Source organism: Eximiradius sp. (genome assembly GCA_937127445.1).
Classification (GTDB): Bacteria; Bacteroidota; Ignavibacteria; order Kapaibacteriales; family UBA2268; genus JAKIZO01.
On sequence record CAKZLY010000018.1, the window covers coordinates 141,272 to 165,290 of the forward strand.

Below are 24,019 nucleotides of genomic sequence, written 5' to 3' on the forward strand. Positions count from 1 at the left end.
TTTCGTAAAATGTTAAGTAAAGAATATAAAATACATTACAAAATAAATTGGAGAATAGCTTATCCATTAGTGCTTGGGCAAGCTGGGCATATGATTACTTCAATTGCCGATACAATAATGGTGGGGCAATTGGGTTCGTTGCAGCTTGCGGCAGCATCGGTTGCACATAATGTTTTTATTCTAGTGTTTGTATTTGGGTTGGGCATTTCTTATGCAACTACTACGATAGTAGGAAAAGCATACGGCGAGCGAAACACCGAACTACTTCAAAGCATATTTTTTAATGGACTTTGGACAACGATTGGCTTTGGAGCGTTACTTACGACTCTAATGTATTTGATAACATATTTATTTCCATATTTACAACAAAAGCAAGAAGTAATTGAGCTGGCGATCCCATATTACAAGATATTAGTTTTATCGTGGCTGCCTTATTTTATTTTTATGCATTACAAGCAATTTGTTGACGGGCTGACCAAAACAAAACCTGGAATGATTATAATATTGGTATGTAATGTTGTAAATGTAATTTTGAACTATGGATTAATTTTTGGGAAGCTTGGGATGCCAGAAATGGGTCTAAATGGGGCTGCTGTTGCAACTGTTATTTCAAGATGTTTGATGGCAATTTGTTTTATATTTTTAATGAAATACAGCAAGTCTTTAAGTATATATTTGGAAAAAGTATCTTTCAAATATTTGTTGTTTGATAGGATAAAGGAATTTTTCAGATTGGGATTACTGATTGGTGTGCAGCATATACTGGAAGTTGGTGCATTTGTAGTTGGAGCATTGATGACGGGGTGGCTGGGAGCAAAGCAATTAGCAGCATATCAAATTGTAATCAGCCTTGCATCACTCACATTTCTTATGTCGAGTGGAGTGTCGTCAACTGCTACAATCAGAATAAGCAATTTGCTTGGCGAACGAAAATATCATAGATTGAAAGTAGCTGGATTTTCTTCGTTTTATATGGTATTGGCTTTTATGTTGATTTGTGGAGTATTGTTCATCATCGGGAGATACGCAATACCCTCGATTTATATTAATGAACCTGATGTAATAGAGATTGCTGCACAACTTATGATTATCGCCGGATTATTTCAAATTATGGATGGGACTCAGGTTACAGCACTTGGTGCATTACGAGGGCTACAAGATGTAAATTATCCAACATTAATTTCTTTGCTATCGTATTGGATAATTATGCTGCCGTGTGCGTATTTGCTGGGAATATATTTAAATTTTGGTGTAAAAGGAATTTGGTGGGGATATTTGATAGGATTGTTTTTTGCGGCAATTATATTAACAGGTAGATTTTTATATTTATTGAAAAGAATTTTCAGACAATTGAATTTAAATCAATCGTCATAGTAAATTATGACAAAAGCCATATATATCATTTTAGGTTTTATTTCGCTTGGATGTGGAATTTTTGGTATTTTCATTCCTATTCTTCCAACAACACCATTTTTGTTATTAACAGCATATCTGTTTGTAAAAAGCTCACCGAAACTTTATAATTGGCTAATAAACAACTCATTTTTTGGTTCTTATATAAGAAATTATAAAGAGCACAATGGAATGTTGTTAATACATAAAATTGTTGTGATTGTATTGCTCTGGTCTGTGATTATTACGACGATGATTTATACAGCGAAAGAATTATGGGTTAGACTATTACTTGCAGTAGTTGCTATTGCGGTGTCCACACACATACTAATGATAAAAACACTGAAACAGGAAATTTATGAAGAAAGTAGAGTTAAATCAGCTGAGCAAGAAACAAATTGAACTGATAGAAGCAGCTATTGAGATAAGGGGAAATGCATATGCACCGTATTCAAATTTTAAAGTTGGAGCTGCCTTGTTGGATGAGTTAGGCAATATCCATACGGGTTGTAACATTGAATCTATAGATTTTACACTTACTTCACACGCCGAGATGGTAGCGATTGATTCGATGGTAAAATCTGGATGCAGGAACATGAAAGAAATCGCAATTGTATTAAAGTCATCAACTTATTCTGTTCCTTGCGGATTATGCAGGCAAAAAATGGTAGAATTTTCAACTGACGATGTAAGCATTATCTGCATAAATTTAGACAGCAATGAGCAAATACAAGAAATATATACAACTTCGCTAAGCGAGTTGCTTCCCTATGCTTTCAATCAATTATAGAAGAAGCAGCTTACGCTGCTTCTTCTATGAATAACGATAAGACATCTTCTGTTTTAATATTGGCTTGTGCGCCTAATGCTTCTTTTGCGTAAACATCTGTATTTAAGAAGCGAAGCTCGAGTAGTGCCTCTTCGAAAGTTTCAATAGGGCGATTTTCTACTTTGTCAAGCGGGTAACTTGCATCTGGTTGGACCTTATTTTCAATTAACTCTAACGCTGAAAGCAAAATGTCCTTTTGCCAATTCATACTTTCGGCAGAAATTTCAACTTTGTCCTTGATAGTATTGCTCTCAGCTTTTTTTTCAACTTTTTCAGGTTGAAATGATTTTACATCAACTGCTTGAATGCCTGATGCACGGATTTCTGTAACTTTCATTTGAAACCTCTCTATAGTTTGAACATTTTTTCAGAAGCATATTTGAATAATTAAATTCAAGAATAATGCCATATCAGTAAACAATAAAACAAAATCTATATATGTTACTGAAAAATAGACATTTATTACGTTGCACCTTTAACTCTCTTCATTATTTATTTGAACATTATTGACCATTTCAAAAAAATGGAAGAATAATATTATTAAATTGTAATTATACAGTTAAATATTCGTCAAACATTTGTCAAAAATATAAAGTATAATATTACAGAAAGAAAGTATGATAAAAGAAAACAATTTTTACAAATTGAGTATTGATGAGACATTAAAATTACTAAGTACTGAAATTAATGGCCTCACAGAAGAAGAAGTAAAATCAAGACATGAAAAATTTGGAGCTAATGAGCTTCGAGAAAAAGAAAAAGAACCTGTATGGAAACTATTACTTTCACAATTTAATAATTTACTTATCTATGTATTAATTTTATCTGCAATCATTTCAATTTTATTAGGCAAAACAGTCGAGCCGATAGCAATTATTGTCATAGTAGTATTGGCAGGGATAACTGGCTTTGTGCAAGAATATCAAGCAGGAAAAGCTATAGAATCGCTTCGCAAAATGGCATCTTCAACTGCAAAGGTCCGTCGTAATAGTAAAATTATGGAAATACCTGCAAAAGAGCTTGTTCCCGGCGATATTATTTTGCTTACTGCAGGGGACAAGGTCCCGGCAGATGCAAGAATTACCACAGCTTATTTACTGCGCGTTGATGAAGCAGCATTAACAGGAGAGTCGGTTCCAGTAAGCAAGCATAGTAATCCAATTTCTGGAGACAATATTCCGCTCGGCGATAGAAAAAATATGCTTTATAAAGGAACTGCAATTGTATATGGACGTGCTGAAGCAGTGGTTGTTTATACTGGGATGCAAACAGAATTTGGTAAAATTGCAGCATTACTGGACGAAACACAAACAGAACGCACACCATTGCAAAAAAATTTAGATAAATTAGGCAAGCAATTGGGTATTTTTTCAATCGTTCTGGCAACTTTGGTAAGTATTCTCGATTTTTTGAGAGGCTCCCCATTAGCGGAAGTATTCGTTTGGGGAGTTGCTTTGGCAGTTGCCATAATCCCCGAAGCATTGCCCGCAGTAGTAACAATCACTCTTGCATTAGGCGTAAAACGTATGGTTAAGCGCAAAGCATTGATTAGAAAACTGCCAGCAGTTGAGACGCTTGGTTCAACTAACATAATTTGTTCAGATAAAACTGGTACTTTAACACAAGATGAAATGACAATTAAAAAAGTATATGTTTTTGATAGATTGCTTGATGTTACAGGTTCGGGTTATGCTCCCGAGGGCAAGATATTGGAAAATGGTGTTGAGATTAATCCACTAAACGACAAACAAATATTTGAAGTCGTAATAAGCGGAATATTATGCAACGATGCGAGTTTGTCGTATGCGGAAAACGAATGGCAAATAGTCGGGGATCCAACCGAAGGTTCAATTGTTGTGCTTGCAAAGAAAATAGGCATCGAACCGGATAATATCAAAAGTGTTTATCCACGCATTACTGAAATACCTTTCTCGTCTGAAACGAAAAAAATGACAACTGTAAATCAATTTAACGACAAAAAGATAGCTATTTCGAAAGGTGCGCCAGAAATTATTCTTGGACAATGTAATTATTATTACAATGGAGAAGAGAAGAAACAATTGACGGAAGAGATAAGAAATAGGATATTGCAAGTTTATCGGGAAATGGCAGAAAGTGCGTTGCGTGCAATTGCTGTTGCAAAGAAAGAAATAATAAATGAAGAAAATGATTATGAAAGTAATCAAACTTTTTTAGGGATATTTGGGATGATAGACCCACCACGTGAAGAAGTAAAAGATGCAATTAAAATTTGCGAAACCGCTGGAATAAAGCCAATAATGATTACTGGGGACCATAAAATTACTGCCGTTGCAATTGCAAAAGAACTTGGAATAATGAAAGATGGGATTGCAATTGCTGGGCATGAATTAGAAATGATGAAAGATGGTGAATTAGAAAATGTAATTGATAATGTTGAAGTTTTTGCTCGAATTTCTCCTGTGCACAAGCAAAAAATAGTAGATGCCTTGATCAAAAAAGGGAACATTGTTGCAATGACGGGTGATGGAGTAAATGACGCACCTTCTTTAAAGCGTGCAGATATTGGAGTTGCAATGGGAATTACAGGTACCGAAGTTAGCAAGGAAGCCTCTGATATGATACTTACGGATGATAATTTTGCATCAATTGTGTCAGCAGTCGAAGAAGGACGCAGTATATTTGAGAATATACGAAAGTATCTTGTATACTTGTTAAGTGGAAATATGGGAACTGTATTTGGATTGGTTACAGCATTATTAGCTGGGTTTGCTACTCCGCTCACAGCAGTTCAAATTTTGTTTATAAATTTTGTAATGGATGGTATTTTAGCAATCACATTAGGTGTAGAACCTCCAGAAAAAGGCATTATGCAACGTAAGCCACGTCCCAAAAGCGAAGGAATACTTAATAAATCATCTGTTGCATACATAGGCGTCATAGGAGTTTGGATTGGAGTAATCTGCCTTGTAGCGTTCGCATTCTACATAAATTCGGATATTTTACAAAATACATTGAATAGGATAGGAATTGTAATTCAGGATTCAAATGAACTGCATAAGTATGCAATGACAATGTTTTTTGCTACATTAATTTTTGCACGAATATTTAATGTATTTGCAACACGTTCACTCACTGAATCGTTTCTCAGATATGGCTTAAAAAACAATAACACACTGCTTGCAGGAGTAGCAGCCACAATATTATTAAGCGTACTGGCAATAAACTGGCAGCCTATGAATAAGGTATTTTCAACTGTTCCACTTACAATTCAAGATTGGGCGATAGCATTGATTTTAGGACTGTCTGTTCTATTTATTGCTGAAATTTTCAAAATTGCATCGAAAAGATTTCGAACAGGGCATTAGGACATCATTTTTTGCGAAAGAGCATTTCTTTTGTGTGTGAGTTCTGCTTGTCTTTGTAATAATCTATCCAAAATCTCGCTATCAGCATTGGCAATACGAGATTTAATTTCGTCAATTTCGTTGTTGATAATTCGAAGTTCTAATTTGATAAGAGCATCGGAGATGATTTTTCTGACGTCTATATTTTCCACTGTTTCATCAATTTCTTTCCATCGTTCGCTGGGAGCTTCTTCTTCCATCATCAAAAAAATTAGAGAATTTTTGACATTAGAAGGGTAGCTTTCGTCTTCGATGATACTTTGTAAAATGTTCAATTCATTCGAATATTCGTGAACAATTGAGTAAACTGTTTTTGCAGAGGCAGAGATAAAAGTTGCTTCTGTAACACCCATTTCATCAATGATTTTGAAATATTTGGGCAATTTCATAGCTAATTTAAGAATTATTTTTTCTTCTGGAAAAATTTCATTGATATTGAAATGGATAGAATTGTCGAATTCTTCATCGGTGTATTGGTCTTTATCGGTTACTTCAGTTTCACTCTTTTGAGAGCTGGATGCGAGGTTTTTATTTCGTTCAGAATAAAGCAGGCGAACTTGATTTTCTGTTAAATCGAGCAAACTTGCCAGCTCGGTTATGAGAAAATCGTGCTGGAAAGTATCTTGGATTTTGCTGATTAAAGCAAGCATTTCACGAGCAAAGTTAGATTTAGCCAGAGCAGTTGGTTCGCTTCGAGCAAGGAACATATCCACTGAGTATTTAAGAAAAGTTTTGCTATCGCGGAGTTTCGCCTCGAAAAGTGCCTTTCCGTGATTATTTACCAAGCTATCTGGATCTTCGCCATCAGGTAGTGTTATTATTTTTAGATCGAAACCCTTTGACAATCCAAGTTCAATTGCTCGATGAGTTGCTTTTTGCCCGGCTTCGTCGGCATCGAACACAAGGAATAGATTTTTACTATATCTACCGAGCAAATCAAGTTGTTGAGAAGTGAGAGCGGTACCAGAAGAAGCCACAACATTTTTGACACCTGATTGATGAAGAGAGATAACATCAACGTAACCTTCTACAATTATTGCTTTATCTTGATTGCGAATTTCGTTTCTGGCTTCAAATATACCATAGAGAATTTTGCTTTTGTCGTAAATTTTTGTTTGTGGAGAATTGACATATTTTGCTACATTATCACGCCCCGAAATATCACGTCCACCAAAACCCACTACACGCCCAAGGAAATCGCGAATAGTAAAGATTACTCGTCCAGCAAAACGGTCGTAAAGGGTTCTATCGTTGCGGCGTCCTACTATTCCTGCATCTATAATTGCTTTTTCATCAAATCCGAGCTTTTTCAGTTCGTAAACAACATTATCATAATTTATAGAATATCCTAAAAGAAACTCTTTAATGGTATTTTGCGTAAAGTTGCGTTTGTAGAAGTAATCTAAAGCGGCGGAACACTCTTTTTTAAATAAATTAGAGTGATAAATATTGGCTGCCGATTGAAGCACATTGAAAAGAGTATCAATTTCGTCGTTTGATTTTTTGTCCGCGACTGCTTTTAAATTAACGTTATATTTTTTGGCTAAAAACTCAATTGCTTCGGCGTAAGTCATTCCTAAATAATCAGAAATAAACTTGAAAGCATCACCTGAACGCTTGCAACCGAAACAATGATATAATCCTAATTCAGGAGAAATGGAAAACGATGGTGTTTTTTTATCATCGTGGAATGGACAGAAAGCAACATAGCGTTTGCCAACGCGTTTAAGTCGGAGGTGTTCGCCAATAACATCGAGGATATCGGCTCTAAGTCTTAGTTCTTCAATTGTTTCTTTTGAATATTTCATATTAGTTAGAAAACTCTTTCACGACTGAGCTATCGGTACAAACATTTAGTAGTTCTGATATTGTGTGTTTATAGACGGGATGAACCAGCTCGGCGGCAATTTCTGCTGCTGGAATAAGTACAAATCGCCGTTCTTGCATACGTGGATGAGGAATTTGCAGATGTTCGCTTTCAATGATGTTGTTGCCGTAAATTAAGATGTCAATATCAATTTCGCGCTCAGTCCACTTTTTCCGTATTTTTCGACCGAGCAAATATTCAATAGATTTGCAAAGCTGGATTAATCGGTTAAGTTCGAGAGTTGTTTCGGCAGCAACTACAATGTTAAGGAACCAAGGTTGGTCTTTATAACCAACAGGCTCAGTTTCATAAATTGAAGATGTTTTAATTATACGTATTTCTTGGTGTTCGGAAAGCAAACGGATTGCTTTTTCTATGGTGTCTTTTCTATTACCAAGATTAGCACCAATCGATAGCAATATGAAGTTAGAATTATTTTTCATCAATTATTTTTTCTTTCGATAGTATGTTCAGCTTCAACGTAATCGGTATAATTTTTAATAGGAACAGAAATTTTACGAATTTTAATTGTAGCTTTTTGAAGATGTTCAAATTTTTCCATAAGCAAGTTCAAGATTTCACTTGCTAAAGTTTCAATCAAATTGTAGTTTTCTTCGGAAATAACATCAGAAATAATATCGACAGCTTCTTCGTAGTTGACTGCAAATTTCACGTCGTCGTGAATAATTGCATTGGTGGCATCATAATATAAATCTAAATCAACTTCGTATTTACCACCAACATCTTTTTCTGATTTTTTGACACCGTGATAAGCGTAGAATTTAATTCCACGCAAGCTCAATTTTGTAGGATGAGTTACTTTCATAATTAAGCAACCATATATTAAAGAAAATTGCAAATTAACAGTTTTTTGCTATCTTTGCAAATTATTAAAGATTAATAAATAGTATATGAAAATTCTTGCAATAAATTGGCAGTGCATAAAGAATCCTTATGGTGGCGGTGCAGAAGTTCATTTTCACGAAATTTTTTCGAGAATTGCAAGCAAAGGACACAAAGTAGTATTGCTTGCCTGCAAATTTGAGGGTGCAAGCGAATACGAAGTGATCGATGGCATAGAAATATATCGCACCGGAAGCAGAAGTTTATTTAATTTTTATGTTCCAAAGCAATTAAAGCAATTAGATAAAAAATATAATTTCGATATAATAATTGATGACATTAATAAAATACCCTTTTACACACCTTTATACGTAAAGAAACCTATTCTTGCGATAAGTCATCATTTTTTTGGACGCAGCATATTTAGAGAGGCATCTATTCCAGCAGGTTTATATGTTGTTATAGGTGAATATTTGATGAGGTTTGTTTACAAGCACACTCCATTTAGTGTTGTTTCGCAGAGCACGCTTGATGAATTTATCAGAATGGGATATGATAAACGATATTTTACGATAATTTATAATGCCATCGACCAAAATCGTTTTCCATTTTCTATTGGTGAGAAAGAAGAAGAGCCAACTGTATCGTATTTTGGGCGACTGAAAAAGTATAAAAGCGTTGACCATTTATTGAGAGCATTTGCAATTGTGAAGAAGAAGCATCCTCAAGCAAAGCTTCATATTTTAGGACGAGGAGATTTCCGCAGCGAACTTGAAAAATTGGCAAATCAACTTAAAATTAAAAAAGATACAATATTTTTTGGATTTGTTACGGAAAAAGAAAAGGTAAAGCTTTTATCGCGCGCTTGGTGCGTAGTAAATACATCTATGAAAGAAGGCTGGGGAATAACCAATTTAGAGGCAAATGCAGCAGGGACACCTGTTATTTCTGCAAATTCGCCGGGCTTGCGTGACTCGGTAGCGGTCGGGAAATCAGGATTACTTTATGAATATGGCAATATCGAAGAACTTGCTGAAAAAATTGAGATAATTATTTCTGATGCCGAATTACGTGATAAATTATCTGAAGGAGCAATAGATTGGGCAAAACAGTTCAGTTGGGATAAATCTGCTGATGAAATGCTTATTTTAATCGAGAAAGTAATAAAAAGCGAGTTTAAATTTTAGCAAATTTTTGAAATTTTTTGGGACTAATTCCAAATTTTTTAGCAAATTCACGGGAGAGGTGTGCGGGACTGCTAAAACCAAGTTCATAAGCGACTTTAGTTACATTTTGTCCGTTTTCGAGCATTTGTCTGGCAACTTCCAATCGTTTATTACGAAGGTAATCGAAAACAGTAAGCCCGAACTCTTGTTTAAAAGCTTTGTTAAGCCGGGTGTGAGTAATATCGGCAACTCTACAAAGTTCTGCGAGTGGCGGCACATCGGCAATATTTTCGAGAATTAATTTTTCGACAAGTTTAGCTTTTTCTAAATCAGCATCTGAGATGTGAGGAGAGGTGCCTCGAAAATTATCGCTGATTTGATTAATAAGAAGCGTCATAAGTTCAAGCGATTTTGCTTCGAGAAACATTTTACGAGGGACAGTTGAGTAATTATCAGTTATTTGAGTGCAGGCAATTTTCATCAATGGATTGATTTTACTTGTAATAACAAAAGGATTACCTGCCTTTGAAAAAATTAATTCTTTAAGATTTTCAGGAAAATTTTCAATTTCGTTTTCAATAAATTTTCTTAGATAATCAACAGAAGTATGTAGCGAGAGAACTAAAATTTTTTCTGAGCCATTGAGAAATAATCTTCCTTTCGAATTAGGGAGGTAAAACACGGCGCAAGTGCCAGCAGAAATTTCAAGAAAGTTGCTGAAACTATTTGCAGAATTAATTTCAACGGACATACTGCCGGAAAGGCAGAAGGCAAATTCGAGAGGAGCCTGCTCAATTGAGAAATCAACGCTAATATTTTTTTTTAGTTTATACTCTGTTACGACAAGTTTAAGACCGTCACGCAATTCAATTTCTTCTTTGAAAGCTTTTTTCAATTTATTGGAAATAGAAAAAAGCGGCAATTTGAGAAAGCGTTTGCCAAGAGTGATACTTACCGAAAAATTATAATCATCCATTTTTGCTACGTTTTTTGTTGAAATAATAATAAAGAGGAATTCCAATTAAGCATAGAAAAATACCGAACAGAGAATTAATAAGATGAGTACGACCTTCAATAAACATTTGAATATCGTTATATAAAGTAAAGACGACATAAATTATTGAAAAGGAAATAAAAAGCAAAGGTATAACAGGATAGCCCCAAACACGATAGGAGCGTTTAACATCGGGATATTTGCGACGCAGGACAAACACCCCAGCAGCACCGGCAGCATAAAAAATCCAGCTGACAAAAATTAACATATCAGTTAGAATATCGAATGTACCGCTAAGGACAAGCGCAGAAGCCCACACTGCTTGCAAAATGAGAGAGCTTGATGGAGTATGCCATTTGGGGTGCACCTTTGCAATAGATTTGAAGAATAAATTATCGCTTGCCATTGCAAAATGGACACGGGCGCTTGCTAAAATAGTTCCATTAGCAGTGCCGAAAGTTGAAATCATAACAGCAGCAGCAACGAAAGCCCCACCAATTGCACCCATAGAAATAGTTGCTGCATCAGCAGCAACAAGCGATGACTGAGCCATTTGTTCAATTGGCATAACGTAAATAAAAGCAATATTAATCAGGACGTAAACAGTGATGATTATCAAAGTGCCAACTCCGAGAGCAAGCGGTATATTTCGGCTCGGATTGCGAACTTCACCTGCAATGTATGTAATATTATTCCAGCCGTCGTATGCCCAGAAAGCACCAGCAAGAGCAACCATAAATCCTGAGAAAAAGCTAATTTCGCCCGACAAATATGCAGACGAAGGCTTACTGAGATTTTCGAAGCTCCCACCGCTGAAAGAAAAACAGAAAAGCACAAGCAGCAATATTGCTGCAACTTTCATAAAAGTAAAGGAGGCTGAAACAGTACCGCTGAATTTAACGCCATAATAGTTGACTGCAGTTAGCCCAGAAATAACAAAAATTGTAAGAAATTTGACGCCGATATTTTCAAGCGGATAGATATATCCAATGGCTGGAAGGAATACACGCCAGGTTTGCTCAATTTCTGTGCTAAAACGTGGCAACTGTATGAAAAACTGTGTATATTCAGAAAACACATAAGTTATGGAAGCGATAGAGCCTGTTTGAATAACAGCAAAAATTGCCCAGCCATAAAGATAAGCAACCAAATCACCATACATACGCTGAAAAAACACATATTGTCCGCCAGTAGCGGTAATCATACTTGCAATTTCTGCATTTGTAAGAGCACCAAAGAGAGTAAGAAGTCCTGCTATTACCCAAATTGCAATCAGCCATTCAGGCGAACCAAGATGAACTGCCATAAATGCAGGTTTCTTGAAAATACCAGAACCGATAACAGCTCCGACGACAATAGCAAGTGTAGTTACAAAACCAAGTTGAGGAATTAATTTAGGAAATTTATCACTCAAAATGACTCCATACCAATATTGAAACTTTGCAAATATAATTAAAAAAATGCAAGTGCAAGTATTGTAAAATATACATATGATATAAATATGGATTTTTCAATTCGCACTAATGAATGCAAAAAAAGCAGCCAAATATATTGGCTGCTCAGAAACAATGATTTATTTAATCACTATTCGTTACAACAATCGGCAGAAATAACAAATTTATCTGAAAATTTAATAAGTTGAATAAACAGATTTAAGCGGCGAATAGCATCATATTCCTTATCGTTTTCTTTAATAATAGGGTCGAATTTTTTCCCTTCTGCAATAATTATTATTTTGGCGTTGCGTAATGCTTCATACATTTTTTCCGGGGTATCGAATTTCTGAGTAGGTAAGAAAACAAGACCTTGATTTAGATATTTTCGGAATCTTTCATCTTTTCGCAGCAAAGCTATAAGTTCGCTGAAGCCGTAGTAGGCACGAAGTTTTGAAAGGTTGTCATTGTCGGAGTTTAGATTATCACCGTTTTTGATAACAACTTTATCTAAAACAATCTGGGAATTTTCATTGATTCTACCTTGAATGTAACTTACAGTTTCGCCGAAATAATTACAGGGTCCAGCATCGCGAATATCACTATATGCTTCAAGCTTAATAATTAATTTAGTTTGTGGCGATAGTTGAGAAATTTCTTCGAATGCAGGAATGAAGTGGTCAGTAATTTCAGTTTTCATACCAAGAAGATTTTTATCAACAGTTTGAGCATATCTGCGGTATTCATTCAAACGAGTTTCACGATTGATACCTGTCCAAACACCATAGCGGGTATTTCGAGGATGAAGTTCAATACACGTAGCATTTTCAAGTGGGTTTCCACGCTGCATAAGAAGGATATGACGTGGAAGGTTAGCTGATGTATTGACTTCCCAGAATGCAGTCTGGTAATAAGGCACATTTTTGTAATAATCGTCCAAAAGATCAACGAATTTAGCAGAGCATTTTGGCTTCACAAAATATTCTGGTTCAAGGAGAATTTCATCGTTGATAAGTGTATCTCGTTCAAAATGAAGGTCGATAGGCTTTAGCATTGTCTTTTCAGAACGGGCGAGCGGACCGATAACGATTTTATTAAGAGTATCAAGTTGAGGAATTGTATCATATTCGATTAATTTCAGAGTCTTTTTCTGAACGCGACCACCTTCAAAAACAAGACGTTTATTAATAACTTGCTTGGTTACCTCAACAAGAGATGTGCGAGTTTGAGTAATGATTTCGGTTGTAACTTCAGATTTCATTTCACTTTTTTGAATAACTCCTGATTCAACTGGCTTCACATTTCGAGACGGACAACGAACATAACGAATATTAGTAACCATTTCTTTTTTCTGGACTTCATTGCTTGTTTTATTATCGGAATCAGAAACGAATTCTTTTTCGACACGAATCGAATCTAAAAGTGAAATGGGAATTAATTCAGTAACATAAGTTGTATCGTAAACAAATTTAGGTGTGGGATTAATAATTGTGTCGTATTCAATAATCTTTTCTTTTGGAAGAATTTTAGGTGCAGTGAAGAAAATCTCGTTATATTTATAATATTTTAAAATAGTTTCTTGATGGGGGTCGCCACAATCAAGAGTATTATGAGCAGAACCACCCCAAATTTCGTATTTATGTCCGTTAATTAGAGAAAAAGAAGCTTCATTTGCGTTTTTTTCTTGGGCATTACCTGTTGTCAAATCAACAAGTTTAATAATTGGAAGTAAAACCCTGTCGGAAGGATTATGTTTATTGACAACTCTAATATTAATTGTAGCGGCAGGAGGTGGAGGCGGAGGCGGTTCTTTGCACTCAAATGAGTAAGGAAACATATAAATATCGAATTTCCCTTTGTTAGCAACAATAGTATCGCTTTTAGGTTTCAACGGCTTATGTGCAATATTTCTATTAGAAGAAATAAATAATTCTTTTTGATTTTCATTATAGTATGGGAATGCAACAACCGGGAACAATTCATCAGCGTTAGTATTTATGAATTGATTTTCAAAATCGAATTGGCTACCTTTTGCTAATTGGCGGGCTGTACCAATTGGTCTAATTGTCTGAGATTTGAAATCAATTTCAATATCGGCTTCGTAAATATCATAATCTTTGTCCCGATTTGAAGCAAAAAGAATCTTTGGTGAAATTTTCGAGCAGGCTACAAATGGAGCTATTTCATTGTATTCATCAGTGTTAATCAAGCTCAATCTATCGAATTTTTGTGGAGAGGACCAGACACCTTCAATTCGGAAGGCATAGAATAAATCGGAGTTCCCTTTTTTGATGATCTGCTTATCAAGCGAAGTAACAACTGAATATGGATTATCCCTATCCGAAGCCCATATAAGGACTAAATTGCAGAGAGAATCAATTCCTACCCAGGGATGAGAATCCCAAAAAACCGAATTAATTGGTTCGGGAAGGGAACGGAAGACGTAGCGACCGTTTTCTTGCTGAAAGAAGTAAATATCGGTTCCACCAACAAATCCAACGAAAGGGAGTTCCATAATTCGAGTGTAATTTGCATCTGGACCGTGAGCAAGAGAGACGAAACCGCTATTGTTAGTAATGAACGAAACACTTTCGAGTTGTTTTGTAAGGTAGTCAATAACTTTTCTGTTTTTAGTAACAAAATCTTCGCCTAACAAATCACGGAAAAATGTATTAGATGGTTTAATTCTTGAAGTAGCTGGTTCGATATACAGGTTTGAATTTTCTTTACAATAAGCGTTGAAACAGTTTGTTTCGAGGACGCGTTGATATGGGGCAGTTTCATCAAACGAAGAATTAATAGAATCGGACGGGCTCGACTGTCGCACTAAATCAAGATTGCCTTTTGGTAAAACATAGTATTTAGGCGAACAACAAGAACAAGTTAACAAAGCTAAAAATAACCAGAGAAATATATTTTTCTTCATAAATTTGCTCTCCTATTTATCCAAAGGATAAAACATAATAGTAACACGTTTTCTGTTAGGTGGAACGTTTGTTTGACGAATTTCACTAACAAAGAACACGAAGCGTTTCCCATTTTTTGCGATGTAAGTATAAACATTTCCGGGCACAACAGTTAAATCCACAGCGATGCGAGAAGCGGCTTGCGAGCGAAGGTCGTTGATAATATTTGCGGGCGGTGTTGGAACATTTGGTGCACCAACAGTTCCAACAATTCTGCCGTTTTGGTCAATTACGACAACGCTGGCAGCATCGAAGCGAACAATGGAAGCGCCGGGCTGGTTCTGACCAAAACGATTAGAGGCATTGTAGTTAGCGAAAGACTGAACTATTGTCGGCAAAATACTATTTACATAATTGCAGAAAGCCTGGGCATCTTCATTTAAATAATTTTGGTCAATTTGGTCGATGCTACCAAACATTCTCAGTGTGGCTCTTTGGGCAGCAGCATCAACATCACGAACAAGTATATCGCCAGGCAGTTCGCCATTAATAGGATAGTTGTCAACAATACCAGCGTAGTAGATTTGATTATCCACGACAAAAGGCAGTGAAAAAATTGGTATTTGAACTTTATTGACAAAACGATTATCATTAGGGAAGCTACCCGAAGAATTGGCATTGATTGGGAATTCGTAAGTGCCGATATTATAGTCGGGGTCTAAAATAGTTTGTTCTTGCCCTGAGTTTGGGTCTGTAACAATTGTGAAATTAGAATTAAATTGTTCGATAGTAACAATTCTTGTCTGGCAAATTGTAACAGGATTAGCATTTTCGAGGGGACAATCGTTACAAGCAGCAAGAAGGATACTAAAAATTAAAGATATTAAGAAAATTAATTTATTTTTCATAATAATTCCCTTTATATTGTTATTCCAATTCTGAAAATTAAAGAATTGATGCGTTTGCGAGTAGGTGAAACAAAGCCTAAATTATAAGTTTTGTCGGCATAAGAAATAGAACGGAAGCCTAAATCGGTAGAAAAATCAATTTTTCGGGTAATTGGGACTTCAAATCCAATGCCAAATCCAATATTTAGAGGTAGAGAAATGTCTAAATCGGGTGCCTTTGCATCTAATTTCTTTTTGCAGTCGTTATTGAAGCTCAATTGCATTAATTCCACTGAAAATTTATCGATGCTAAAACCAAACAAACCATAAACGAAAGGCACAAAGCAAGGTCGTTTTTCGTATTCTTCGACTATTTGGCGATTTTTAACTTCAACAAGATAATCCGGATTAATCTTTTGTATAATTATCAAAGAATCGCCTTCTTCGGGACATTCGCAACTTTTTGGGACAACGATTGTATCGTATGTAAACATTTCAGCAGTAGTAACAGCAGTGTCGGAAATGTTAATACTTCTGGTGAAGTGGTCCCTTACGAGTTCATATCTACCATATAAATTTAGAGAAAATCTGCGGGTAAGCGTACTATCAAATTTATTGAAAGCGTGAACACCGGTAGACGCAATTAGCCCTATCCCCCATCTGCGTGAACTTCCGAAGCGGTAGCCAAAAGCAATATCGGCAGTCCAGTCATCACGTCCAATTTTTTTAGAAAAGGCATTAAAATCATTGTAAAGAGAGTAGCCTGGCTTGATTTCTAAGAAATATTTTTGAAGTTCTCTATCGGGACATTCAAGGCACAGTATACAAGGAACTTCGAAATCGAAATCAAGAGATAAAGGTTTGCAATTACAAGGCGTCGAGCAAGTATCTTTATACAGAGTATCAACAGGAACTTCCCTGAGCATTCTTGGCAGAAGTGGGTCATTGTAATTTTCGAAATAATTAATATTTTGATATTGATTTAAAGGTAGATTGAGTTTCAGTCCAACTAAGTCTACATCTTCGAGAGGGATACGTTCTTTGATATTTCTTTTTTTCACGGACGAATCAACAAAAACGACAAAGCTTTTATAAACCCAATTATTCATTGGACATGAGTCTGGATAGCCAATGACTTCGATTTTTTTAACTTCTCCACGAAGGGTGGCACCGGAACGGAAATTTTTTGTTTTTGGATGAGTTATGTATTTATAAGTAGAATCTTTCTTAATTCTAACAGCGTCGTCCCAGGAAACCTTAGCAGAGCAAGAGAAAAGCATTAGAAAAGCAATGCTTGCAATAGACATAATAAGTAAATTGTTTTTCATAGGCTTACACTCAAAGATAATCCACAATTAATAGATTTAAGGTTTTCGCGTTTATCAGCTCTGTGAATAAAATTTGGTGCTGAATAAATTGCTTGCACGTCAATCATCCAGCATTTTTTAAATATTACAAAATTATATGCAAGACCAAGACCTAACCCTCCACCTACACCAAGTTTTGAAAGGTTATCTGTTCCGGAAATAGAGCTCAGGTTAATTTGTCCTTCAATGTAGGGAAGAAACTTGTTGTTGAAGCAATCTCGGACAAATGGGGAATACTTTACAACTGGTGAAATAAGCGTTTCTTTCTTGTAATAACTTATTTCATTTTTCTTTTTAAGATTGAATTGGTCAATTCTCAATCCATACCACAAGCGGCAGTAATTTTTGCTTATAACCTCAAGTTTTATACCTATTGAATTTTTATTTGCATCTTTAAACTTTTCAGTAGGTATAAGGTAATTTACTCCCACGGAATAGTAAATGCTACTGACTAATTTGAGCGGTAGAAATAATATCAAAAAAGTTAGCAAAACAAGGCATTTTCTCATAAAACCCCCAATAATTATATACCACGATAGGCTGCTTGAAATAAATTATTTAAACTATTTAAATTATTTATACTTACACAAAAACATCACAAATGAAAATGCAATTACCGATAATATAAGATAAATCAAGTTTAAAAACAAGAAAAAAATGAAAAATTACAGGATATTAATAATTAAATAATGAGGCATTAATCAAAAATAAATAGATGGTTTATTATCTATTTTCAAAATTAGATAATAGTATATTTAGGGCCGGAAGGAGTTAAACTACTTTCAATGAGTTCAATACGAAAGTTTGTGAGTGTTCCGAAGTATTCATTTGAGTATTTATCTAGATAGCGATAGAAGCTATTCGAAACGCTTTTCATTCGAAGTAGAGTAAGATGCGGTTTAAATTCTCTGCTTTCTTTCTTAATACAGAAATCTGAGCAGATATCATCAATAATTATAAATTTTTCGAGTAACAAATTTGTTTCTGTTTGGATATCAATATATAACACACGAGGTGTTTTGCGATTAGGTAGAACGGATACACCAGAAAAGACAAGATTTTCTTGGTAATCAGTGAGATGCTCTGATAGAGCGGATTTCAATTCAGAAATTTGATTGATAGGAAAATCCCCTATAAATTTCAAGGTAAAATGAAGATTATAATCTTCGACCCACTTCCCTATTGTAACTCTATCAAAATCTTTTTTCAATTGAATTAGTTTGTTGTCGAATATCGAACTATTTATAAAAACACCGACAAATAATCTTTTATTCATAACTCTCAAAAATATTATAAGACTAAAAATGTTGATTATAAAATAATATAAGCAAAAATATTTAGATAATACCAAAATAATTAAATAATCACACAAAGAATTATGCAAGCATTTAAGAAAATTCGAATAATTGCAGCAAAAATATTATAGTGAAAAAATGTCTGCTCTTTCAAAAAAAACTTGAAGAGCAGACATTTTACGAGCATAGAATTATATTAAATTGTCTATGAGGTAATTTTTCAAGTTATCAGCATTAATTCTAACTTGCTGCATTGAATCGCGCTGACGAACAGTAACAGTATTGTCTTCTAATGTTTGACCATCGATAGTGATACAGAATGGGGTTCCGATTTCATCTTGACGGCGGTAGCGGCGACCAATAGCACCAGATGTATCATATTGGACTTTGAAGTATTTCTGCAAATCTCTGTAAATTACTTCAGATTTTTCGGGCATACCATCTTTGTTGACAAGTGGGAGAACTGCTGCTTTGATAGGAGCTAGCACATTAGCAAAGCGAAGAACAGTTCGTTTTTCTGATTTCCCGTTGTCGGAAGATACTTCTTCTTCGTCGTAAGCATTGCAAAGGAAAGCCATAAACGAACGAGAAACACCGCCGGAAGTTTCAATTACATAGGGGATATAACGCTCGTTGTTCACAGCATCAACGTACTCCATTTTTTTACCGGAAAATTCCTGGTGATTACGGAGGTCGAAATCAGTGCGAGAGTGAATACCCTCGATTTCACCGAAGCCAAACGGAAATTCGAATTCAATATCAACTGCATAATTAGCGTAGTGAGCAAGTTTTTCGTGAACTTTCCAACGTAGTTTTTCTTGTTTCATACCTAATCGACGGTACCAATTCCAGCGTTGTTCTTTCCAGTAATCGAACCATTCTTTTTCGGAGCCGGGTTTAACGAAAAATTGCATTTCCATTTGTTCAAATTCGCGAGTACGGAAGAGGAAATTTTTGGTATTAATTTCATTGCGGAAAGCTTTACCGATTTGAGCAATACCAAATGGAATTTTTTGGCGAGCAGTATCAAGAACATTTTTGAAATTAACGAATATACCTTGTGCAGTTTCGGGACGTAAATAAACAATAGAGCTATCGTCTTCGACTGGACCGATAAATGTTTTGAACATAAGATTGAAATTGCGGACTGGTGTCCAATCGGTAGTACCCGAAACTGGATCAGGAATTTGATATTTTATAATAATATCATAAAAATCGTTGGGTTCTTTGGTTTGATTAAGAGCAATTTCGATTTCGTTTGCAAGTTCGGTTTTATTCTTTTTTCTCATTTTTTCGATAAAATCTTCAATTAGATTGTCGGCACGATGGCGGGCTTTACTTGTTTTGTTATCAATCATTGGGTCGCTGAATTGCGAGGTATGCCCACTTGCGTCCCAGGTGCGAGGGTGCATAAGAATAGCAGCATCGAGACCTTCAATATTATCGCGAAAAGTCATTTCTTTCCACCAAGCATTTTTAATATTAGCAAGAAGTTCAACTCCTAATGGACCATAGTCCCAGCAACCATTGAGCCCACCATAAATTTCAGAGGACTGGAATACAAATCCGCGCCTTTTCGCAAGAGAAGTAATTGCATCAAGTGAAAACATATTTCGAACCACAAAGTGAAACTTACAAATTTTCAAAAATAACAAAAAGGTAGATAAGAAATAAGAAAAATTAAATGTGGATAATTTTATTTGGATAATATTTGTAATTTTAATAATTTTGTGTTTTATATGTAACTAAGGAGCGTAAAAGTGAATACTTTAGATTATGTAAATCAAATACTGCTTGAAAAAACAATTGAGGCCCGTAAAAATAAGGACGGCGAAAATTTTGCAGAAATACCTGATTTCAAGCCGGGCGATACAGTAAATGTAGCAGTTCGAGTAGTTGAAGGCGAAAAAGAGCGTATTCAAAATTTCAAAGGGATTGTGCTTTCACGTCGTGGTTCTGGTATCAACGAAACTTTTTTAGTAAGAAAGATTTCCAACGGAGTTGGTGTCGAAAGAATTTTCCCATTGTATTCGCCAATGATACAAAGCATAAAAGTAGAGCGCACAGGGCGTGCTCGCCGTGCTAAATTATATTATCTAAGAGGAATGAGCGAAAGAAAGATACGCGCTAAAACGTCGAATAATTGATCATAATCAATAAAAATTTAAAAAATGCCTTTCACTTACGAAAGGCATTTTTTAATTATAAAATATTTATTTTGTTTTTTCGTTTTATTATTTGTATATTTATTTTAACAGTTTCAAGTAAGTTAGCACCGATTAAAAAATAATTTAATATAGAAAAAAAAACTAATCAATTGTTAATTTTCTTGTGATTTTTATAAAAAATAGATATTTTGCAACATAGAAGCTTGCAGATATGCAATTTTGTTTTCAGCAAAAAACAAAAATATAGAATTAATCGAATATTGTTAATTATAAAAGATATATTATGGCTACACTTAAATTAAAAAAAACAGCACAAACTGCTTTAAAGGACTATATGGGTGTTTCAGAAGATGAGACATTGCTTGTTTTGTCTGATGAGCCTATGCGCGAAATCGGAATGGCGCTGTTCGAATCTGGGAAAAGCCTCTGCTACGAAGCATTTTACTTAGAAATGTGTCCGAGAAAACTAAATGGAGAAGAACCACCTGACCAAATCGCTGAATTTATGAAGAATGTAGATGTTGTTATTGCACCGACTTCCAAATCGATTACGCATACAAACGCACGTAGAGAGGCATCCAAGCAGGGAGTGCGAATTGGGACAATGCCAGGGATATCAATAGAATCAATGACACGCTGTTTGTCTGCTAATCCAGATGAAATAATCGAAATTAATGAGAAACTTTCTACAATTCTTAAGAATACAAAAGAAATTCGTATTACCACAAAGCTGGGAACAGACTTACTAATCCCAATAAAACAAAGAAAAATAATATCATCAACAGGTGTGCTGAGAAATATTGGTGATAGCGGGAATATTCCGTCTGGTGAGGTATATGTAGCTCCAATAGAGGGAAAAACAAACGGAGTAGTAGTGATCGATGGGTCGATTGCAGGATTTGGGCTTGTTACTTCTCCTGTAACAATTGAGATTAACGATGGATTTGCAGAAAAGTTCTACGGCAAAACAGAGGAAGCACGTCAACTGGAAAAAACATTACAAGATGTGGGTAAGTATGCACGTGCAGTTGGTGAGTTTGGGATTGGCACAAATCCAAAGGCAAAAATTTCGGGTGATATTCTTGAAGACGAAAAAGTATTAGGAACTGTTCACATCGCGTTTGGAAATAATTTATCAATGGGTGGGAAAATTAGCGTCCCAATACACATAGACTGTATAATCAAAAAGCCAACAGTATATGCTGATGATGAGAAAATAATATCTGCTGGGAAACTAATATTAGATTAATTTTCTTCTGTTCTCATAAATTTGGTAAGCGGATTTAAAAGCTTCGATTGTGCTTTGAGGGTTTGCTATTGACTTCCCAGCAATTTCGAACGCGGTACCGTGGTCAGGCGAAGTTCTTACAATCGGCAAATTAGCAGTAAAATTCACTCCATTGCCTTGAGCCAGAAGTTTTAGAGGTATAAGACCTTGGTCGTGATACATTGCTAATATGCCATCATATTTTTTATATTCACCGAAACCAAAGAAGCCATCAGCTGAAAAAGGGCCACTTACGTTTATTCCACGTTCTTGAAGTTTGTGCATTGCAGGAATAACTATTTCAAGTTCTTCACGACCGATATTTCCACTTTCGCCAGCGTGAGGATTAAGTCCGAGCACAGCAATATTAGGCTTTTCAATGCCAAAATCAATTTGCAAAGAATTATTAAATACAGAACCAATATGAATAATTCGATTATAGGAAATTTCAAAGGGTAGTTCTTTGATAGGTGTGTGAAAAGTAACAAGAGCCACACGAATTTTATCGTGAAAGAGTATCATTAGAGGATGTTTGACACCAAGAGCATTAGATATCATTTCTGTATGACCGGGGAATTTCCATCCTGCAAGTTTAGTTGCTTCCTTAGAAATTGGCATTGTGATTAGAATATCGTAATTACCTTTAACAAGTTCTGAAACAGAAAATTCGAGAGAATGAGCAGCTACCAAACCAGAATTCTGGTTAATCTTACCAAATTCAATATCAATATCGTCAGTAGCGGAAAGAATTTGATATTTCCTCCCATTTAAAATAAGATAATCATCAACAATTATATAAGGATAATTAATACGCTTTAGATATTTATCGATTAAATTAACATTACCAGCTATATCAAGCTGAATATTTAGAAACCAGCTGCAATTATCATTTAGATAATCCAAAGCCTTCACCAGACATTCAATCCCAATGCCATTAGGATCCCCGATAGTAGAGATAATTTTTATCATATTGACCTCTTTAAATAGTGGGTTCTATGAACATTCATTACCAAACCAACAAGAATTAAATTAGAAATAACAAAAGTGCCGCCGTAACTCATAAATGGGAGAGGAATTCCCATCACAGGCATAACGCCAATTGCCATTCCAATATTAATAAATGAGTGATAGAATAAAATTGAAACAGCACCAATACAAACAACGCTATGAAATTTATCGTGAACAATAGCAGATATGTTAATCATTCTCCAAATCATTGAGAATAAGAGTAAAATAACAACCACTCCTCCTATGAAACCGAACTCTTCGGTAGGAACAGAATAAATAAAATCTGTCCATTGCATAGGGATATAACGGAGTTGAGTTTGAGTACCTTGAAGAAATCCTTTGCCAGTAAGCCCACCACTACCGACAGCCATAACAGATTGAATAACATTATAGCCAGCACCAAGAGGATTTGCCTCAGGTTCGACAAAAGTCTGAATGCGTAACTTTTGATGCGGAGAAAGTTTATCGTAAACGTTGTCAGAAATAAAATTGATAGAAAAGAAAACTAAAATTAGTCCAATTGTTAGAATGAAATTCTTTCGGAATGCAAAAAGAGAAATTGATAACAAAGTTGCCAAAGAATAGAACCAAATATCACCTTTGAAAGAAAATAAGATAAGAAAAGGTATGCTGATTAAGGTAAAAAGAATAAAAGGATTAAACCCAATCCACAGTAAGACCCCATAAAGCATAGCAAAAATAACAGTTGCAGTACCGAAGTCAGGTTGCTTCAAGATCAAGAAAGATGGGATAGCAATAATGAGCAGAACCAAAGATAAATCTCGCCAGGTATGGATGTTCATACCTTTTCTTGAAACAACAGAAGCAATAGCAAGTAATACGCCAATTTTAGCAAATTCTGCTGGTTGCAAAGAAAAGCCACCGAACCGTAGCCATCCTTTTGTACCATTGATTTCAACACCAGCAAAAGCAACAACAACAAGTAACATCAAACTGATAATATATACGGTCCAACTATTGAATTTTATCCAACTATCGGGCAAATATGCAATAATAAACATCAGAATTAAACCAATACTGATAGAGATGATTTGTTTATAAAAAAAACTGCTCATATTGGAATCGTATGTAGCGCTATATAAAGAAATAAGACCGATTAGAAGAATAGAGATAGTTGTCAAAAACAGTATCCAATCGAAATGTATTTTACGACGAGCATCAATAAGTATGTTCTTATCGAGTTTCATAGG

21 protein-coding genes are annotated in these 24,019 nt (G+C 35.2%); 7 read left to right on the forward strand and 14 right to left on the reverse strand.

What is annotated here, in order from left to right; genetic code table 11:
• Positions 1-9: 9 nt before the first annotated feature.
• From AC6QZF_RS06055 to AC6QZF_RS06065, 3 genes are read left to right on the forward strand one after another with little or no spacing between them, the layout of a single operon-like run.
• Positions 10-1,374, forward strand: a complete 1,365-nt coding sequence (locus AC6QZF_RS06055) for an MATE family efflux transporter (protein ID WP_499798983.1) — start codon at positions 10-12, stop codon at positions 1,372-1,374.
• A gap of 6 nt (positions 1,375-1,380) precedes the next feature.
• Positions 1,381-1,794 carry a YbaN family protein gene (locus AC6QZF_RS06060; RefSeq protein ID WP_499798984.1) on the forward strand — a complete coding sequence of 138 codons (414 nt, stop codon included), beginning with the start codon at positions 1,381-1,383 and terminating at the stop codon, positions 1,792-1,794.
• Positions 1,751-2,182 carry a cytidine deaminase gene (locus tag AC6QZF_RS06065; RefSeq protein WP_499798986.1) on the forward strand — a complete coding sequence of 144 codons (432 nt, stop codon included), beginning with the start codon at positions 1,751-1,753 and terminating at the stop codon, positions 2,180-2,182. Before AC6QZF_RS06060 ends, AC6QZF_RS06065 begins: the two co-directional genes overlap by 44 nt.
• Positions 2,183-2,192: 10 nt before the next feature.
• Here AC6QZF_RS06065 and AC6QZF_RS06070 read toward each other — a convergent pair whose 3' ends face one another.
• The gene (locus tag AC6QZF_RS06070; protein ID WP_499798987.1) at positions 2,193-2,558 is read right to left on the reverse strand and encodes a hypothetical protein; all 366 of its coding nucleotides are present in this window, start codon (positions 2,556-2,558) and stop codon (positions 2,193-2,195) included.
• 280 nt (positions 2,559-2,838) lie between these two features.
• On the opposite strand from AC6QZF_RS06070, the gene AC6QZF_RS06075 reads away from it, so the two are divergent.
• Positions 2,839-5,568: a cation-translocating P-type ATPase gene (locus AC6QZF_RS06075; protein ID WP_499798988.1), complete on the forward strand. Its 2,730-nt coding sequence runs from the start codon at positions 2,839-2,841 to the stop codon at positions 5,566-5,568.
• Here AC6QZF_RS06075 and dnaG read toward each other — a convergent pair.
• Genes dnaG through folB form a run of 3 tightly spaced genes read right to left on the reverse strand, consistent with a single transcriptional unit; the run spans position 5,565 to position 8,300 of the window.
• Positions 5,565-7,415, reverse strand: coding sequence for a DNA primase (dnaG, locus tag AC6QZF_RS06080; protein WP_499798989.1), 1,851 nt, complete (start codon positions 7,413-7,415; stop codon positions 5,565-5,567). The two genes, AC6QZF_RS06075 and dnaG, sit on opposite strands and share 4 nt — an antisense overlap.
• Position 7,416: 1 nt before the next feature.
• The gene (gene folK / locus AC6QZF_RS06085; protein WP_499798990.1) at positions 7,417-7,917 is read right to left on the reverse strand and encodes a 2-amino-4-hydroxy-6-hydroxymethyldihydropteridine diphosphokinase; all 501 of its coding nucleotides are present in this window, start codon (positions 7,915-7,917) and stop codon (positions 7,417-7,419) included.
• Positions 7,917-8,300, reverse strand: a complete 384-nt coding sequence (gene folB, locus AC6QZF_RS06090) for a dihydroneopterin aldolase (RefSeq protein ID WP_499798991.1) — start codon at positions 8,298-8,300, stop codon at positions 7,917-7,919. The genes folK and folB overlap by 1 nt, the downstream gene beginning before the upstream one ends.
• 85 nt (positions 8,301-8,385) lie before the next feature.
• Here folB and AC6QZF_RS06095 point away from each other — a divergent pair, with 85 nt between their 5' ends.
• Positions 8,386-9,504: a glycosyltransferase family 4 protein gene (locus AC6QZF_RS06095; protein WP_499798992.1), complete on the forward strand. Its 1,119-nt coding sequence runs from the start codon at positions 8,386-8,388 to the stop codon at positions 9,502-9,504.
• On the opposite strand, the gene AC6QZF_RS06100 is transcribed toward AC6QZF_RS06095, so the two are convergent.
• The 8 genes from AC6QZF_RS06100 to AC6QZF_RS06135 all read right to left on the reverse strand — a co-directional run bounded on the left by AC6QZF_RS06100 (position 9,494) and on the right by AC6QZF_RS06135 (position 19,975).
• Positions 9,494-10,459, reverse strand: a complete 966-nt coding sequence (locus tag AC6QZF_RS06100) for a helix-turn-helix domain-containing protein (RefSeq protein ID WP_499798993.1) — start codon at positions 10,457-10,459, stop codon at positions 9,494-9,496. The two genes, AC6QZF_RS06095 and AC6QZF_RS06100, sit on opposite strands and share 11 nt — an antisense overlap.
• Positions 10,452-11,891, reverse strand: a complete 1,440-nt coding sequence (locus tag AC6QZF_RS06105) for an APC family permease (protein ID WP_499798994.1) — start codon at positions 11,889-11,891, stop codon at positions 10,452-10,454. The genes AC6QZF_RS06100 and AC6QZF_RS06105 overlap by 8 nt, the downstream gene beginning before the upstream one ends.
• Before the next feature lie 170 nt (positions 11,892-12,061).
• The gene (locus AC6QZF_RS06110; RefSeq protein ID WP_499798995.1) at positions 12,062-14,836 is read right to left on the reverse strand and encodes a hypothetical protein; all 2,775 of its coding nucleotides are present in this window, start codon (positions 14,834-14,836) and stop codon (positions 12,062-12,064) included.
• Between the two features lie 12 nt (positions 14,837-14,848).
• Positions 14,849-15,724, reverse strand: a complete 876-nt coding sequence (locus tag AC6QZF_RS06115; protein ID WP_499798996.1) for a hypothetical protein — start codon at positions 15,722-15,724, stop codon at positions 14,849-14,851.
• Between the two features lie 11 nt (positions 15,725-15,735).
• Positions 15,736-17,031 carry a hypothetical protein gene (locus AC6QZF_RS06120; protein WP_499798997.1) on the reverse strand — a complete coding sequence of 432 codons (1,296 nt, stop codon included), beginning with the start codon at positions 17,029-17,031 and terminating at the stop codon, positions 15,736-15,738.
• A complete protein-coding gene (locus AC6QZF_RS06125; RefSeq protein WP_499798998.1) occupies positions 17,028-17,579 on the reverse strand; it encodes a hypothetical protein in 552 nt (183 codons plus the stop codon). The genes AC6QZF_RS06120 and AC6QZF_RS06125 overlap by 4 nt, the downstream gene beginning before the upstream one ends.
• Positions 17,580-17,809: 230 nt before the next feature.
• Positions 17,810-18,346 (reverse strand): RNA 2',3'-cyclic phosphodiesterase, encoded by a 537-nt coding sequence (gene thpR, locus AC6QZF_RS06130; protein ID WP_499798999.1) that lies wholly within the window; start codon positions 18,344-18,346, stop codon positions 17,810-17,812.
• Between the two features lie 210 nt (positions 18,347-18,556).
• Positions 18,557-19,975, reverse strand: coding sequence for a glycine--tRNA ligase (locus AC6QZF_RS06135; protein WP_499799000.1), 1,419 nt, complete (start codon positions 19,973-19,975; stop codon positions 18,557-18,559).
• 195 nt (positions 19,976-20,170) lie between these two features.
• Here AC6QZF_RS06135 and rplS point away from each other — a divergent pair, with 195 nt between their 5' ends.
• Entirely contained in the window at positions 20,171-20,512 is a 342-nt protein-coding gene (gene rplS / locus AC6QZF_RS06140; protein ID WP_499799037.1) for a 50S ribosomal protein L19, read from the forward strand.
• 304 nt (positions 20,513-20,816) lie between these two features.
• Entirely contained in the window at positions 20,817-21,782 is a 966-nt protein-coding gene (locus tag AC6QZF_RS06145) for an aminopeptidase (RefSeq protein ID WP_499799001.1), read from the forward strand.
• Here AC6QZF_RS06145 and pdxA read toward each other — a convergent pair.
• Together pdxA and rodA are read right to left on the reverse strand one after the other, a co-directional pair.
• A complete protein-coding gene (gene pdxA / locus AC6QZF_RS06150; protein ID WP_499799002.1) occupies positions 21,774-22,769 on the reverse strand; it encodes a 4-hydroxythreonine-4-phosphate dehydrogenase PdxA in 996 nt (331 codons plus the stop codon). The genes AC6QZF_RS06145 and pdxA overlap by 9 nt on opposite strands.
• Complete coding sequence (gene rodA, locus AC6QZF_RS06155; RefSeq protein ID WP_499799003.1) at positions 22,766-24,016, reverse strand: rod shape-determining protein RodA; 1,251 nt, start codon at positions 24,014-24,016, stop codon at positions 22,766-22,768. The genes pdxA and rodA overlap by 4 nt, the downstream gene beginning before the upstream one ends.
• Positions 24,017-24,019: the final 3 nt, after the last annotated feature.

Bases quoted from the DNA above. Each gene is read 5' to 3' on its own strand.
- AC6QZF_RS06055 (WP_499798983.1), top strand. From the start codon at position 10: ATGTTAAGTAAAGAATATAAAATACATTACAAAATAAATTGGAGAATA.
- AC6QZF_RS06060 (WP_499798984.1), top strand. From the start codon at position 1,381: ATGACAAAAGCCATATATATCATTTTAGGTTTTATTTCGCTTGGATGT.
- AC6QZF_RS06065 (WP_499798986.1), top strand. From the start codon at position 1,751: ATGAAGAAAGTAGAGTTAAATCAGCTGAGCAAGAAACAAATTGAACTG.
- AC6QZF_RS06070 (WP_499798987.1), bottom strand. From the start codon at position 2,558: ATGAAAGTTACAGAAATCCGTGCATCAGGCATTCAAGCAGTTGATGTA.
- AC6QZF_RS06075 (WP_499798988.1), top strand. From the start codon at position 2,839: ATGATAAAAGAAAACAATTTTTACAAATTGAGTATTGATGAGACATTA.
- dnaG (WP_499798989.1), bottom strand. From the start codon at position 7,415: ATGAAATATTCAAAAGAAACAATTGAAGAACTAAGACTTAGAGCCGAT.
- folK (WP_499798990.1), bottom strand. From the start codon at position 7,917: ATGAAAAATAATTCTAACTTCATATTGCTATCGATTGGTGCTAATCTT.
- folB (WP_499798991.1), bottom strand. From the start codon at position 8,300: ATGAAAGTAACTCATCCTACAAAATTGAGCTTGCGTGGAATTAAATTC.
- AC6QZF_RS06095 (WP_499798992.1), top strand. From the start codon at position 8,386: ATGAAAATTCTTGCAATAAATTGGCAGTGCATAAAGAATCCTTATGGT.
- AC6QZF_RS06100 (WP_499798993.1), bottom strand. From the start codon at position 10,459: ATGGATGATTATAATTTTTCGGTAAGTATCACTCTTGGCAAACGCTTT.
- AC6QZF_RS06110 (WP_499798995.1), bottom strand. From the start codon at position 14,836: ATGAAGAAAAATATATTTCTCTGGTTATTTTTAGCTTTGTTAACTTGT.
- AC6QZF_RS06115 (WP_499798996.1), bottom strand. From the start codon at position 15,724: ATGAAAAATAAATTAATTTTCTTAATATCTTTAATTTTTAGTATCCTT.
- AC6QZF_RS06120 (WP_499798997.1), bottom strand. From the start codon at position 17,031: ATGAAAAACAATTTACTTATTATGTCTATTGCAAGCATTGCTTTTCTA.
- AC6QZF_RS06125 (WP_499798998.1), bottom strand. From the start codon at position 17,579: ATGAGAAAATGCCTTGTTTTGCTAACTTTTTTGATATTATTTCTACCG.
- thpR (WP_499798999.1), bottom strand. From the start codon at position 18,346: ATGAATAAAAGATTATTTGTCGGTGTTTTTATAAATAGTTCGATATTC.
- AC6QZF_RS06135 (WP_499799000.1), bottom strand. From the start codon at position 19,975: ATGTTTTCACTTGATGCAATTACTTCTCTTGCGAAAAGGCGCGGATTT.
- AC6QZF_RS06145 (WP_499799001.1), top strand. From the start codon at position 20,817: ATGGCTACACTTAAATTAAAAAAAACAGCACAAACTGCTTTAAAGGAC.
- pdxA (WP_499799002.1), bottom strand. From the start codon at position 22,769: ATGATAAAAATTATCTCTACTATCGGGGATCCTAATGGCATTGGGATT.
- rodA (WP_499799003.1), bottom strand. From the start codon at position 24,016: ATGAAACTCGATAAGAACATACTTATTGATGCTCGTCGTAAAATACAT.